The sequence below is a fragment of the Sphingomonas sp. G-3-2-10 genome, from assembly GCF_012927115.1.
Lineage (GTDB): Bacteria > Pseudomonadota > Alphaproteobacteria > Sphingomonadales > Sphingomonadaceae > Sphingomonas.
The window spans coordinates 2,540,319-2,554,111 of sequence record NZ_JABBFY010000001.1; the positions used below are offsets into that span (position 1 = coordinate 2,540,319).

Annotated in this window: 12 protein-coding genes; 4 read left to right on the forward strand and 8 right to left on the reverse strand. The window is 65.6% G+C overall.

The genetic code is table 11. The features are described from left to right. Positions 1-14: 14 nt before the first annotated feature. The 8 genes from HHL13_RS12850 to rhmD are packed head-to-tail and all read right to left on the reverse strand — an operon-like array spanning position 15 to position 9,109. Positions 15-1,151 (reverse strand): endo-1,4-beta-xylanase, encoded by a 1,137-nt coding sequence (locus tag HHL13_RS12850; protein WP_346775552.1) that lies wholly within the window; start codon positions 1,149-1,151, stop codon positions 15-17. After that, positions 1,148-2,722: a glycoside hydrolase family 28 protein gene (locus HHL13_RS12855; protein ID WP_169556039.1), complete on the reverse strand. Its 1,575-nt coding sequence runs from the start codon at positions 2,720-2,722 to the stop codon at positions 1,148-1,150. The genes HHL13_RS12850 and HHL13_RS12855 overlap by 4 nt, the downstream gene beginning before the upstream one ends. A 1-nt stretch (position 2,723) precedes the next feature. Next, positions 2,724-4,301: a glycoside hydrolase 43 family protein gene (locus HHL13_RS12860; protein ID WP_346775553.1), complete on the reverse strand. Its 1,578-nt coding sequence runs from the start codon at positions 4,299-4,301 to the stop codon at positions 2,724-2,726. Beyond that, positions 4,298-5,362: an L-rhamnose/proton symporter RhaT gene (rhaT, locus tag HHL13_RS12865; RefSeq protein ID WP_169556040.1), complete on the reverse strand. Its 1,065-nt coding sequence runs from the start codon at positions 5,360-5,362 to the stop codon at positions 4,298-4,300. Before rhaT ends, HHL13_RS12860 begins: the two co-directional genes overlap by 4 nt. A 10-nt stretch (positions 5,363-5,372) precedes the next feature. Continuing rightward, positions 5,373-6,269 (reverse strand): amidohydrolase family protein, encoded by an 897-nt coding sequence (locus HHL13_RS12870; protein ID WP_169556041.1) that lies wholly within the window; start codon positions 6,267-6,269, stop codon positions 5,373-5,375. A 47-nt stretch (positions 6,270-6,316) separates the two neighbouring features. Further along, on the reverse strand, positions 6,317-7,066 hold the full coding sequence (locus HHL13_RS12875) for an SDR family NAD(P)-dependent oxidoreductase (protein WP_169556042.1): 750 nt from the start codon (positions 7,064-7,066) through the stop codon (positions 6,317-6,319). Further along, positions 7,063-7,914 (reverse strand): fumarylacetoacetate hydrolase family protein, encoded by an 852-nt coding sequence (locus tag HHL13_RS12880; protein WP_169556043.1) that lies wholly within the window; start codon positions 7,912-7,914, stop codon positions 7,063-7,065. Before HHL13_RS12880 ends, HHL13_RS12875 begins: the two co-directional genes overlap by 4 nt. 10 nt (positions 7,915-7,924) lie before the next feature. Then, positions 7,925-9,109, reverse strand: coding sequence for an L-rhamnonate dehydratase (gene rhmD, locus HHL13_RS12885; protein WP_169556044.1), 1,185 nt, complete (start codon positions 9,107-9,109; stop codon positions 7,925-7,927). A gap of 179 nt (positions 9,110-9,288) precedes the next feature. On the opposite strand from rhmD, the gene HHL13_RS12890 reads away from it, so the two are divergent. From HHL13_RS12890 to HHL13_RS12905, 4 genes are all read left to right on the forward strand, one after another. Beyond that, positions 9,289-10,110 (forward strand): IclR family transcriptional regulator, encoded by an 822-nt coding sequence (locus HHL13_RS12890; RefSeq protein WP_169556045.1) that lies wholly within the window; start codon positions 9,289-9,291, stop codon positions 10,108-10,110. A 10-nt stretch (positions 10,111-10,120) separates the two neighbouring features. Further along, positions 10,121-10,885 (forward strand): SDR family NAD(P)-dependent oxidoreductase, encoded by a 765-nt coding sequence (locus tag HHL13_RS12895; RefSeq protein ID WP_169556046.1) that lies wholly within the window; start codon positions 10,121-10,123, stop codon positions 10,883-10,885. 159 nt (positions 10,886-11,044) lie between these two features. After that, positions 11,045-12,193, forward strand: a complete 1,149-nt coding sequence (lldD, locus tag HHL13_RS12900) for an FMN-dependent L-lactate dehydrogenase LldD (RefSeq protein ID WP_169556047.1) — start codon at positions 11,045-11,047, stop codon at positions 12,191-12,193. Positions 12,194-12,334: 141 nt separating this feature from the next. After that, complete coding sequence (locus HHL13_RS12905) at positions 12,335-13,792, forward strand: altronate dehydratase family protein (protein WP_169556048.1); 1,458 nt, start codon at positions 12,335-12,337, stop codon at positions 13,790-13,792. Position 13,793 lies beyond the last annotated feature (1 nt).

The following is a 13,793-nucleotide window of genomic DNA, read 5'->3' on the forward strand; positions in this document are numbered from 1 at the left end:
TACCGCGATGCCTCTTAACGAACCGGCGCAGCCCTGAGCGCGGCTGCCACAGCCTCGCGCATCGGCTTGGGCTTGTAATCGTCGTCATACGGCAGCGGCCGCTTCAGCTCGCCATCCGCACGCGGGGTCAGCCCGCGCAGCCAGCTATATTTGTCGACGATGCACCAGAACAGGATATCCCCCAGCGCCGGGTAGCTGCACAGGATGTCGAGCCACGCCTTGGCCAGATCGGCACAGGCCCGGTCGCGCGACGGGATATCCGCCGCCAGCTTCTTGTCGCCCACGTCCAGTTCGGTGACGTGCAGCTTGTAGCCCATGCCCGTCACGTCATCGAGGAAGCGGCGCCACCCCTTCTCGTCATACACGCCGAACGCCGATTCCTTGTCGCTGTGCGGATCGCCGATATGGCTCTGGATCCCCAGCGCATCGACCGGCACCCCGCGCTTGCGGAACCCTTCGAGCAGCTTGAGCACCGCCACGCGATGCCCCTCGTCGCCGCGCGACCAGCTCATATAATCGTTATAGACCAGCTCGACGCCCGGCGCTTCGGCCTTGGCGGTGTGGAACGCCAGGTCCATCGTTTCCTGAAGCCCGATCGCATTGCCTATCGGGTTGCCGCGCAACTGGCTCGTCTTGTGGTCGATGCCTTCGTTGATCACGTCCCAGCTGTCGATCCGCCCGCGATAACGCGCGCAAACCTTCCTTATATGCTCGACCAGCATCGCTTCGGCAGCCTTTCGCGGCTGCGACCCGAAATCATATTCCTTCAGCCATTTCGACGTATAGTCGGGGTGCGTCCACAGCAGCGTATGCCCGCGCACCCCCATCGCATTGGCCTCGGCGAAGTCGATGATCCGGTCGGCCCGCTCGAACTTCCAGTCCTGCGGCCCCTCGGCACGGATCACCGACCATTTCAGCTCGTTGGTCGGCACCAGTACGCCGCATTCATAGGCCATCACCGCGCGGTAGGCGGGATCGTTCAGCGCATCGCGCGCCGACCCTTCGGGCCCGTCGGTGATCGCCGCGCCGAAGCGCAGCCCCTTGCGCCGCGCCAGTGTGTCCAGCCCCGGCCCCAGCGCCTCGCTGGCCCATGCCGGGAACGGCAGCGCCGCCGCCCCCAGCATCGCCAGCGCTTCGCGACGGCCGATCACGCCACCAGCTCCTTCACCGCCTTCTCGAACGCCGCGTCCGGCCGCCCCTGCGCTCCGAAGCTTCGGAAATTGCCCACATCGTTCAGCGAGAAGCGCGGCGCCCCCGCCGGGGTCCGCGTGCGGAAGAAGTCGGCCCCGATCACGTCCTGAAGCCAGAAGGCCGGACGCGGATCGGGCGCGGCGGTGCGGATCTCGACATTGCTCATCTCGACGTTTCGCATATGCCGCATGAAGAATCCGCTCGCGGGCAGATCACCGAACATCGGCGCTTCCGGATAGCCCAGCTCGTTCTCCGGCGGCATCAGCCCCGCCATCGCCGCGGGCGCGCCGCCGACATGGTGCATCAGCAGATTGTCGAACTTCACATCCTCGATCGGGCGCTCGGTCAGGCCCGCCAGCACCGAAGGCAGCATGTTCGCGCCCGAGCTGACCACGTTCTGGATCAGGATGCGCTTCATGCTCCCGATCGGCACGCCCTTGGGCCCGCGCATCCGCTTGCCCAGGCGCATGAAGATCGGCGCATTGATGATCCCGCGCATCGTCAGGTTGGAAACGGTAATGTCCTCGACGATCCCGCCATCCACCGTCTGGAACGCCAGCCCGCGGCTGTCCTCGAAGGTGCAGTTGGTGATCGTGATGTTCTTGAACCCGCCATTGGTCTCGGTCCCGAACTTGATCCGCCCGTGGATCGTCGGGGCGAACTCCGGCGGCATCTTCTTCCACGTGCCGTCCAGCACCGAACCGACCTGGTAATTGCCCAGCACGGTGCAGTTGGCGATGGTGATGTTCTCGGTCACCCGCGCATAGCCCAGCGCGAAGCTGCTCTTGGGGCAAATCGCATCGTCATAGGGCGAATTGACCGTGCAGTTGCTGACGCGGACATTCTTGCAGCAATCGATGTCGAAGCCGTCGCGGTTGGTGTCGACCAGCAGATTGTCGATGATCATATTGTCGACGCCGGTCGCCAGCAGCGCGAACCAGCCGCCTTCCAGCATCTGGAAATCGCTCAGGATCACGTTGCGGCAATTCTTCAGCGCGATCGCCTTGTTGCCGGTGCCCGGACCGTTCGGGTCCTTCAGCCAGTTGTCCTTGCCGTCGCCCCGGCCCAGCCCCTTGCCCCAGATCAGGCCGTGGCCGGTGATGGCGATATCGTGCAGGTTCTCGCCCCAGATCAGGCTGTTCTTCCAGTGGCTGTGCCCGAAATCCTGATAGGTCGCGATCACCGGGTCCATCGGCTCGGCGAGATCGTAGCCGCCCTTGCCGTCCTCGGGCGAAGGGGCGGCAAGGATCGTCGCGCCATTGTCGATATACAGCGTGACCTTGCTCTTCAGCCGGATCGTGTAGCTCGCATAGGTGCCCGCCGGAAAGAACACCGTCCCACCGCCCCGCGCCGCAGCATGATCGATCGCCTTGTTGATCGCTCCGCTGTCGATCGTCTTGCCGTCGCCCTTCGCGCCGAAGTTGCGGACATTGACCCAGTTCTCGGCATTGGGCGTGCGGGCAAAGGCAGGCACGCCCATCAGGAACACGCCCGCGCCACCGGCGAGCATCAGCGAACGGCGGTCGATCATCTCAAAACTCCTCACGCGAGACGCGGAACCAGTCGAAATCGACCGATCCTCCTGCCCCCTTCCGATTGAAACTGAACAGCGAAGGGCGCGCGCCCTTCCACCACGAGAAGCGCGCCAGCCAGACGGGATCGCCCATGCTCACGAAACGCTTCCCATCGAAGCTGTAGGAATAGCGGACCGACTGGCCCTCGCTCACTTCGGCGCGGAGCTGGATCACGCTGTCGGCCACCACCGGCCCCGCCGTCTCCACGCCTTCGACCGACAGAGTCATGCGATTGACGGTGCCCTCGCGCACCACCCCGATCCATGCCGGGCGCACCCCGAACAGGGTCAGCCCCGCGCGCTGCCCGTCCTGCATCTTCGACAGGTCGAGCCGCGTGGTGAAGCTCGCCCGCGGCCCCTGAAGCACCTGCGTCAGCGTGTTGCGCGCATTGACGATCTGGTTGGCCTGCCCCGCCTCCAGCCGCAGCCAGCCCGGCCGCGCGGACAGGCTCCACTTGCTGTCGTCCGGGTTATGGTTCCACGACCATTGCAGGCCCAGCTTGGGCGCAGCGAACTCGTCGGAGTCCTGAATCCGGTCGTTCGTCGGCGCGCTGCCGGTATCCGGCATCGGCCAGCTCGCACCCGGCTGGCCCGAACTCTTGTCGGGGATCGGCGCGCCCATCACCGGCCAGTCGTCCACCCACTTCACCGGCTGGAGATGCACGATCCGCCCGAACGCGCCGGTCGAGTTGAAATGCGCGAACCAGCCTTCGCCACTCGGCGTCTCGACCCAACCCCCTTGGTGGGGCCCCTGCACCGGCGTCGTGCCCGGCTCCAGCACCACGCGCCATTCATACGGCCCGGTGATCTTGCGCGCACGGCCCGCGACCTGCGGCCCGGTGCCCACGCCGCCGATCGGCGCGAAGATATAGTACCAGCCGTTCCGCTTGTAGAATTTCGGCCCTTCCAGCACCGGCAGGTTGATCTTGTCCTCGGCGATCAGCTTGCCTTCGTCGAGCAGCCGCGTTCCGTCGGGCGACATCTCGTGCAGGATCAGCGGCCCCGCGCCCACCTTGCCATGCACCAGCCAGGCGCGGCCATCTTCGTCCCAGAAGGGGCAGGGATCTTCCAGCCCCGCCACCGGCTTGACCGCAACGGGCGCGGTCCATGTCCCCGCCGGATCGGTCGCGGTGGACATGAAGATGCCTTCGTCCGGCGTCGCCCAGTAAACCCAGAACTTGCCGTCGTGATGGCGGATGCTCGGCGCCCACACGCCGCTGGCGTATTTGGTCCCGCCGATCGGCTTCGAGATCGTGTCGTTCAGCGTATGCGGACCCGGCATGTCATACAGCGGATCGAACGGCAGCTTGGGCAGCACATGGCCGATGATGGTCCAATGGACCAGATCGCGCGACTTCAGGATCGGAATGCCCGGCGACAGATGAAAGCTGGACGCGACCATATAATAGTCGCTGCCCACCCGGATCATGTCGGGGTCCGAGTAATCGGCGTACAGGATCGGATTGGTGAAATTCGTCTGCTGCGCCATCGCCGGCGCAGCGACGCTCAGCGCCAGTGCGGCAAGCGCCAGCCTCACGCCGCCGACCCCAGCCAGTTGCCATATCCGATCACCACCGTGGCGAACACCAGCAGGCCCACGCCGCCCCACACGGTCATCTTCACCCGCGTCGCGGCGTCCTTCCACTCACGGAAGGCAAAGCCCCAGATCGTGCCGAAAATGATGATGCTCGCCATGTGCAGCGTCCAGCTGGAATAGCCGAACTCGCCCATCTGGCTCTCGCCCATGGTGTAGAAGAAGAACTGGAAATACCACGCCGTGCCCGCGATCGCGCACAGCAGGAAGTTCATCGCCAGCGGCGCGCCCACGGCACTCCCGCCGCCGAACCATTGCGATCCGCTGCGATTGGTCAGGATCAGCCAGGCGCACCACACTGCGTTGGTCAGCAGCCCGCCGAACATGACGAGGCACAGCACCGGCAGCCCGGTCCATAACGGCCCCGTACCCGCCGCCGCGCTCAGCGCCTTGATCGGCTCGCCCGCAGCGAGGCCAAAGGCGAAGCAGGACGACATGATGCCGCTGAACACCGCGACCCAGATGCCCTTGCGGAAATCGAACTCGGCGACCGCCGCCGCCTTCTGGTCGCTGGTCAGCGCCGCGTCTTTCTTCGCGCCCGCCATCGCCACCACCACAATGCCCGCCAGCGTGATCGCCAGCCCCAGCAGGGTGATGTTGCCCGTGGTGGTCTCGAGCAGCTTGGCCGAGAAATCGCCCTGGAACACCGGCGGGATCAGCGTCCCGAACACGGTGCACAGGCCCAGCACCACCGCCATGCCCAGCGACAGGCCGAGGTATCGCATCGTCAGGCCATAGGTCAGGCCGCCAAAGCCCCACAGCATCCCGAATATGATCGGCCACACGATCGTACCCGTTTCCGCTTGCCCCAGCACGCCCAGCAGATCCTCGGTCTGGATGCTCGCGAAGAACCACGGCGCGATCAGCCACGAGAAAATCCCGCCAGTCAGCCAGTAAATCTCCCACGACCATCTCTTCACGCCGCGATACGGCACATAGAAGCTTGCCGAAGCGAGGCCGCCCAGCCAGTGGTACAACACGCCCATCATCGGGTTGGGGGTCATCTCGCTCTCCTCAGACGTCCAGGTTCAGGCGGTAGATTCGGTTGGCATTGCGCGCCCACAGGTCGCGCCTTTCGTCCTCGGTGAAGCCGCTCACCGCCTCGGCATAATTGCCCAAAGTCTCGTCGAACCCGCCGAACAGCCGGTCGGTCGGGAAGTCGCTGGCGAACATGCAGCGGTCCGCCCCGAACAGGTCGATCGTCGCCAGCACGCGCCGCCGCACGCCCTCGCGCACCAGATCGCGCCACACAAAGCCGAGACCGGAAATCTTGACGAACACATTCGGCAAGGCCGCCAGCGCCTTCATCCCCGCTCGCCATTCGCGGTCCCCGTCCACGCCCATCCCGGCATGGTTGAGGATCACCGGCGTCTCGGGATGCCGCGCGATCAGCTTCGCAAGGTTCGCGAATTGCGGCGGATAGGCTTGCAGGTCGAACGACAGGTCGAACTTCTTCAGCAGCGCGAACCCCGCCTGCCACTCCGGGTCCAGCGTCAGGTCGCGGTCGGTATAGGTGCGGTTCGGTGCTGCGTGCCAGTTGACGATCTGGCGAATGCCGCGAACGTTCCTGCGCCGCGCCTGATCGGCCAGCAGCGTCTCCGCATTGGCCGAATCCAGCGGCACATAGGCCACGATTCCATTCGGCATCCCCTCGGCGTCGGCGATGTCCTGCAACCAGTCGGTCTCGTCCAGCGCTTGATCCGCCGCCGCGCCCGCATCGACGTGCACCATGCCGACGACATTCCACTTGGCCGCCTCGCGCCGGTAATCGTCGAGCAGATAGTCGGAAGCGATCCGCGACACATTGCCGTTCGGCCCGCCATCGCCGAACGGCGGCGTCAGCCACGCGTAGCGCAGGCGGGACAAGTCCCACAAATGCACATGCGCATCGATGAACGGCAGTCCGGTCACGCCTCTCCTCTCACCGCGCCGGTTCTCCGGTCGCAGCCCTCAAAAAATCAGAACGTCGTCCGCCCCCCCGACGTGTCGAAGGTCGAAGCGGTGGTGAAGCTGCATTCCTCGCTGGCCATGAAGCACACCATCGCCGCGGTTTCCTGCACCTCGCCCAGACGCCCCATCGGGATCTTGGAGAGCATGTAATCGACCTGGCTCTGCGGCAGCTGCGCCAGGATCGGGCTCTCGAACGTAGCCGGGGTCACCGCATTGGCGATCACGCCGCGCGTCGCGAGCTCCTTGCCCAGCGACTTGGTCAGCCCGATCACGCCGGCCTTCGACGCGGAATAGGCCGAGGCGTTGGGATTGCCTTCCTTGCCCGCCACCGACGCGACGTTGACGATCCGGCCATAGCCCTGTTCGAGCATGTGCGGCACGGCGGCGCGGCAGGTGTAGAAGATGCCGTTCAAATTGATGTCCATCACCCGCAGCCAGCTGTCGATCGGGAACTCGTGCACCGGCACCGTCGCGCCGGTGATCCCCGCGGAGTTCACCAGCACGTCGACCTTGCCCAGCGCCGCAACGCTTTCGGCCATCGCCGCATCCACCGCTGCCTGATCGCTGACGTCCACGGTCACGACATGGCTCGCGCCGACATCCTTCGCCGCTTCGGCCAGCCATTCGGGATCGATGTCCCACAGCACGACCTTGCCGCCCTCGGCGACGATCCGCCGCGCGGTCTCGCGGCCCAGCCCCGAAGCCCCGCCGGTGACGATCGCCACGCGCCCGTCATAGCGTCCCGCGAACACGCTCATGCCGCGGTCCACGCAACGAAGTCCTGGCGCTGCTCGCCGAGCTTCTCGATCCCCAGCGACACCACGTCGCCGGCCTTGAGATACCAGGGCTCGGGCTTCTGCCCCAGTCCCACGCCCGGCGGCGTGCCGGTGGTGATGATGTCGCCCGGCTCCAGCACCATGAACTGCGACAGGTACGCCACGATCTGCGCGACCGTGAAGATCATCGTCGCGGTCGATCCGTCCTGCTTGCGCTCGCCATTCACGTCGAGCCACATCGAAAGGTTCTGCGGATCGCCCACTTCGTCGGCGGTCACCAGCCACGGCCCCACCGGCCCGAAGGTCGGAAAGCCCTTGCCCTTGTCCCAAGTCGGCCCGCGCTCGGTCTGCCAGTGACGCTCGGACACGTCGTTGATCACGACATAGCCCGCGACATGGCCCAGCGCGTCCGCCTCGCTCACATACGAAGCCCGCGTCCCGATCACCACGCCCAGCTCGACTTCCCAGTCGGTCTTGAGCGAATCCTTGGGGATCGTGACGGGATCGTTCGGCCCCTGAAGACAGGTGATCCACTTGTTGAACACCACCGGTTCCGCCGGGATAGGCAGGTTCGATTCGGCGGCGTGATCGGCATAGTTCAGCCCGATCGCAACGAACTGGCGCGTGCCGGTGAACGGGATGCCGTAACGCGGCGACCCTTCCACCAGCGGTAGGCTCGCCGGATCGATCGCCGCCAGCCTGGCCAGCGCGTCAGGGGCCAGCGTCTCCGGCGTGATATCGGCCACACCGTCCAGCGCGCGGATGCGGCCCTCCGCGTCGATCAGACCGGGCTTCTCCTGCCCGACAGGGCCATAACGGCAGAGCTTCATGGGGTATTCCTCAGTGCGAATAGGGGCGGTGAAGGGGAATGTCGCGGTTCAGCTCGACGCCGAAACCGGGCTTGTCGAGCGCGCTCGCGCGCATGCGGCCCTGTTCAGGGATCGGCTCGCCCAGCAGCTGCGGGGCGAACATCGGCTGCACATGATCGGCTTTGGGGGCCATCATCAGGAATTCGGCGAAGGGCGAGTTATGCCGCGTCACCACGAAATGATACGAATAGACGCTCGACCCGTGCGGCACGACCAGCTTGCCCCGCGCATCGGCCAGCGCGCTGATCTTGAGCAGCTCAGTCACGCCGCCGCACCAGCCCACATCGGGCTGGATGATGTCGCAACAGTCCATCTCCAGCAGCATCCGGAAACCCCAGCGAGTCGCCTCATGCTCGCCGGTGGTCACCAGCATCCCCGCCGGCGCGTTCTTCTTCAGCTCGGCATAGCCCCAATAATCGTCGGGGCTCAGCGCTTCCTCGATCCACTTCAGCCCATGCTCGGCCGCGCCATGCGCCAGCCGCGTGGCATAGTTGACGTCCAGCGCCATCCAGCAATCGAGCATCAGCCAGAAATCCGGCCCGACGCGCGAACGCATCTCGGCCAGCTCGGCCAGGTTCTTGCGCAGCCCTTCCTCGCCCTCGGCCGGCCCGTGGTGCAGCGGCAGCTTGCCGCCGATGAAACCCATTTCCTTGGCCAGATCAGGCCGCGCGCCGGTGGCGTAGAATTGCAGCTCGTCGCGCACCGCACCGCCGAGAAGCTGGTACACAGGCTCCTGCCGCAGCTTGCCCAGCAGATCCCACAGCGCCAGATCGACGCCCGAGATCGCGTTGATCACCAGTCCCTTGCGGCCATAATATTGGCTCGCAAAATACATCTGGTCCCAGATTTTCTCGTACTCGCTGGGGTCGCGCCCTTCGAGGAAGCGCGCGAAATGCTTTTCGACCAGATAGCAGGCCGGCTCGCCGCCGGTGGTCACCGCAAAGCCCACCGTGCCGTCCTCGGCTTCGATCTCGACCACCAGCGTGCCCAGCACATTGATGCCGAAGCTCTGCCGCGACTGGCGATATTCGGGATATTTGCTCATCGGCGTCGCAATATGATCGTCGATCCAATGGCCTTCGCCCTGATCGTGATAATCCGCCCCGCCGCCGCGAACGACGAACGCGCGGACTTCCCTGATCTTCGGAAACTTCATGCGGACACCCTCTCAGCCAGCGCCGCCGGCATACGACAACGTTGTACGGCGCTTCTGTGCCGTACCATTATTTGGTACGCGGGTCCGCACACCGGGGAAGTTCTCACAGATTTCCTCTCCACCCCATTGTCCCGCCGCGAATTCCATATTATGGGACGTAGTACTACGAGATGAGATACATGGCGTCAAACACTGATTTGCCCGATGCGACCGAAACTGGCGCCGCCAAGGTGCAAGGCGGCAGCCAGACCCTGTTGCGCGGGCTCGACGTGATCGAATCGGTCGCGGACGGCCCGATCTCGCTCGCCGATCTCGCGGCGCGGCTCGATCTGACGCGCTCGACCACCCATCGCCTCGCCACGGCTTTGGTCGAGCGGCGCTACCTCACCTTCGTCCCGCGCCTCGGCTATCAGTTCGGGCCGAAGCTGCTCGAACTCGGCTTCCTCGCCCAGCAGCAGACCGACATCGTCCAGCTCGCCCGCCCGCATCTCGAGGAACTCGCCGCCGCGACCGAGGACACCGTCCATCTCGGCGTCCTCGACAATGAACGCGCGCTCTATCTCGACAAGATCCCCGGCCGCCGCCGCATCGACATTTCCAGCCGCGTCGGCGATCGCCACCCGCTCACCGCCACCGGCCTCGGCAAGTCGCTGCTGCTCGACGACGATGCCGGCCATTGGCGCAAATTGTTCGACGAAGACCGCGCCAGCGGCGCGCCGCCCGCCGATTACGGCATCTGGCTCGAACGCATGCATGGCTATGTGAAGGCCGGCCGCAGCTTCGATCTCGAGGAAAACGAGGATCGTATCCGCTGCGTCGCCGCGCCGATCCGCGACTTCAGCGGCAACATCGTCGCCGCGCTCAGCGTGTCGAGCGCCGCGCAGTACATGTCCGACGAGCGCATGGCCGCGCTCACCACCGATGTGATGGCCACCGCCGGCGCGATCAGCAGCGATATGGGCTGGTCCGCCGATACGCCGCGCCGCCGGCCAAGACGATAAAGGGAGAGAGATGGGGCTTCTGGAAGGCAAGACACTGCTGGTCACCGGCGGCTCGGCGGGCATCGGCCGCGCCACCGCGATCGAAGCCGCGCGTCAGGGCGCGAATGTCGCGATCAACTATATCGGCGACGATTCCATCGCCCAAAGTTGCGTCCAACAGATCGAAGCACTGGGCCGCAAAGCCATCGCGATCAAGGGCGACGTCGCCGAACCCGAAACCGCGAAAAACTTCGTGAATTCAGCGGTTAACGCGCTCGGCCGGGTCGATATCTTCGTCTCGAACGCCGGCATATGCCCCTTCCACGCCTTTCTCGACATGCCCGTCGAGACGTTCGAACGCACGATGCGTGTCAACTTGCACGGCGCGTACTGGATGGTTCAGGCCGCAGCGAACCAGATGGTCGCCCAGGGCGATGGCGGCGCGATCGTCGCCGTCTCGTCGATCTCGGCCCTCGTCGGTGGCGAGTATCAGACCCATTACACCCCCACCAAGGCCGGCGTGCACTCGCTGATGCAGAGCGCCGCGATCGCGCTCGGCCGCCACGGCATCCGCTGCAATTCGGTCCTCCCCGGCACGATCCTGACCGACATCAACAAGGAAGATCTCGCCGATCCGGAGAAGCGCGCCCGCATGGCCGCCCGCATCCCGCTCGGCCGCCTCGGCGAACCCGAGGATCTCGCCGGCCCGATCGTCTTCCTCGCCTCCGACATGGCCCGCTACGTCAGCGGCGCGGCGCTGCTGGTCGACGGCGGCGCGCTGGTGAATTTGCAGTGAGCTCGCTCAACCTAAACCGTCACCCCCGCGAAAGCGGGGGCCCATCTCGTGCAGAACCCAAACGAGACAACAGCCGTTTCGGAAACGGCAACGGCAGGAGCTGGGTTCCCGCTTTCGCGGAGATGACGAAGATGGACTCAGAAATGACCGGTGCAGCCAATGCGTAAAGCCGCCTCAGCCCTCGATTATCGCGAGATCGCCCGCCGCCGCCTGCCGCACTTCCTGTTCGAATATATCGACAGCGGCTCCTACGATCAGGTCACGCTGCGCCGGAATGTCGAGGATCTCGCCAATATCGCGCTGCGCCAGCGCGTGCTGCGCGACGTGTCGAACATCGATCTCTCGACCAGCCTGTTCGGGGAGGATCTCGCCATGCCGGTCGCGCTCGGCCCTGTCGGCCTGTCGGGCATGTATGCCCGGCGCGGCGAAGTGCAGGCGGTGCGCGCCGCGAACAAGGCAGGGCTTCAGCTCGCGCTTTCCACCATGTCACTCTGCTCGCTCACCGAAGTTTCGGCGGCGGCGCAGAAACCGATCTGGTTCCAGCTCTATATGGTCAAGGATCGCGGCTTCATCCGCGACATGATGCAGACCGCCGCCGCGCTCGGCTGCCCCACCCTGTTCCTCACCGTCGATCTCCCCCAGCCCGGTTCGCGCTATCGTGACGTGCGTTCGGGCCTCACCGGCGCACGCGGGCCGATGGGCCAGCTCCGCCGCTTCACCCAGTGTGCAATGCGCCCGGCATGGGCATGGGACGTCGGCATTCGCGGCCGTCCGCATCAGCTCGGCAATGTCGCCCCCGTGCTCGGCAGCGACAGCGGGATGCTCGACTTCCTCGGCTGGATCGCGGGGAATTTCGATCCCTCGATAACGTGGAAGGATCTCGACTGGATCCGCGCCGAATGGCCGGGCAAGTTCGTGCTCAAGGGCATTCTCGATCCCGAGGACGCCCGCGATTCGGCGAAAGCCGGGGTCGACGGCATCGTCGTATCGAATCACGGCGGCCGCCAGCTGGATGGCGTGCCCTCCTCCGCCGCTGCCCTGCCCGCGATCGCCGATGCGGTCGGCGGCGATCTTACCATCCTCGCCGATGGCGGCGTCCGTTCGGGGCTGGACGTAGTCCGCATGCTCGCGCTCGGCGCGCAAGGCGTGCTGCTCGGCCGCGCCTGGGCCTATGCCCTTGCCGCGCGCGGCGAAGCCGGGGTCGCGCACATGCTCCAGCTCATGCAGGCCGAGATGCGCATCGCGATGGCGCTGACCGGCTGCAAGAACGTCTCCGAGATCAGCCGCGACATCCTCGTCACGCCTTGACATTTTCAATATACGAGATACTATCCCACATATCAGGACAACGTAATCTTTCTCCGCGATACCTTCGGGACTTTCGGAGAACGGAAGCATCAAGTCCGTAATTGGGATGGGGATGGCGCGCCAAGCGACTATATCGACCTGATGACACCGCTATTCCAGATCGATCCCCGCGACAGCGTCGCCACCGCCCTCCGCGATCTGGAGGCCGGCGAAACCGCGCTCGGCGTGACCCTGTCCCAGCCGGTCGGCAAGGGTCACAAGGTCGCGGTCAAGGCCCTCGCGGTCGGCGATCCCGTCCTCAAATTCGGCTTCCCGATCGGCAAGGCCAGCCAGCCCATTCAGCCTGGCGAGCATGTCCACACCCACAATGTGACCACCGCGCTGAAGGGCGACGGCAGCTACAGCTACGTCCCCTCGACCGCCCCCGAAATCGCTCCCGATCCCCACAGCTTCCTCGGCTATCGCCGCGCCGATGGCCGGGTCGGCACCCGCAACGAGATCTGGATCATCCCCACCGTCGGCTGCGTCGGCCGCACCGCCCAGAAGATCGCCGAAAAGGCCGCCGCCCGCTTCCCCGGCAAGGTCGACGGCATCCACGCCTTCCCCCATCCCTTCGGCTGCTCGCAGCTCGGCGACGATCTGGGCAACACCCGCGACATCCTCGCCGCGCTCGCCAATCACCCCAATGCCGGCGGCGTCCTGATCGTCGGCCTTGGCTGCGAGAACAACCAGACGAGCAAGCTGGTCGAGGGCGTCACCCACCCCAATCTGCGCACCATCGGCGCCCAGACCGCCAGCGACGAGATCGAGGAAGGCCTCGCCCTTGTCGAGGAACTGATCGAAGTCGCAGCCCTTTCGAAGCGCGAACCCGCCCCCCTGTCCGACCTCGTTCTCGGCGTGAAGTGCGGCGGCTCGGACGGCTTCTCCGGTCTCACTGCCAACCCGTTGGTCGGCCGGATGAGCGACGCCGTCACCGAAGCCGGCGGCACCGCGATTCTCACCGAAATCCCCGAAATCTTCGGCGCCGAGCAACTCCTGATGGACCGCGCCAGCAACGAGACGGTGTTCACCGGCATCGTCGACATGGTCAATGATTTCAAAGCCTATTTCACCCGCCACGGCGAGCCGGTGTCGGAGAATCCCTCCCCCGGAAACATCGCCGGGGGCATCACCACGCTGGAGGAAAAGTCGCTCGGCGCGGTGCAGAAGGCGGGGCACGCCACCGTCACCGACGTCCGCCATTATGGCGAGCGCGTCCGCACCCGCGGCCTGACCCTGCTCGAAGCCCCCGGCAACGACGCGGTGTCCTCGACAGCCCTGGCGGCGGCAGGCGCCACCGCGATCCTCTTCACCACCGGCCGCGGCACGCCGCTTGGCTTCCCGGTGCCGACGATCAAGATCGCCTCGAACAGCGATCTCGCCGCGCGCAAGCCCGGCTGGATCGATTTCGACGCCGGTCAGGTGCTGGCCGAGGGCATGGACGTCGCCCGCGATGCGCTGCTCGACACGATCTGCGCCATCGCCTCGGGCAAGGAAACCGCCGCCGAAAAGAATGGCGAGCGCGAGATCGCGATCTGGAAACGCGGCGTCACTTTGTAGG

What these genes read in the sequence shown, in the direction of transcription:
- HHL13_RS12855 (WP_169556039.1), bottom strand. Translation starts at nt 2,722, where the DNA reads ATGATCGACCGCCGTTCGCTGATGCTCGCCGGTGGCGCGGGCGTGTTC.
- HHL13_RS12905 (WP_169556048.1), top strand. Translation starts at nt 12,335, where the DNA reads ATGACACCGCTATTCCAGATCGATCCCCGCGACAGCGTCGCCACCGCC.
- rhaT (WP_169556040.1), bottom strand. Translation starts at nt 5,362, where the DNA reads ATGACCCCCAACCCGATGATGGGCGTGTTGTACCACTGGCTGGGCGGC.
- lldD (WP_169556047.1), top strand. Translation starts at nt 11,045, where the DNA reads ATGCGTAAAGCCGCCTCAGCCCTCGATTATCGCGAGATCGCCCGCCGC.
- rhmD (WP_169556044.1), bottom strand. Translation starts at nt 9,109, where the DNA reads ATGAAGTTTCCGAAGATCAGGGAAGTCCGCGCGTTCGTCGTTCGCGGC.
- HHL13_RS12895 (WP_169556046.1), top strand. Translation starts at nt 10,121, where the DNA reads ATGGGGCTTCTGGAAGGCAAGACACTGCTGGTCACCGGCGGCTCGGCG.
- HHL13_RS12875 (WP_169556042.1), bottom strand. Translation starts at nt 7,066, where the DNA reads ATGAGCGTGTTCGCGGGACGCTATGACGGGCGCGTGGCGATCGTCACC.
- HHL13_RS12880 (WP_169556043.1), bottom strand. Translation starts at nt 7,914, where the DNA reads ATGAAGCTCTGCCGTTATGGCCCTGTCGGGCAGGAGAAGCCCGGTCTG.
- HHL13_RS12890 (WP_169556045.1), top strand. Translation starts at nt 9,289, where the DNA reads ATGGCGTCAAACACTGATTTGCCCGATGCGACCGAAACTGGCGCCGCC.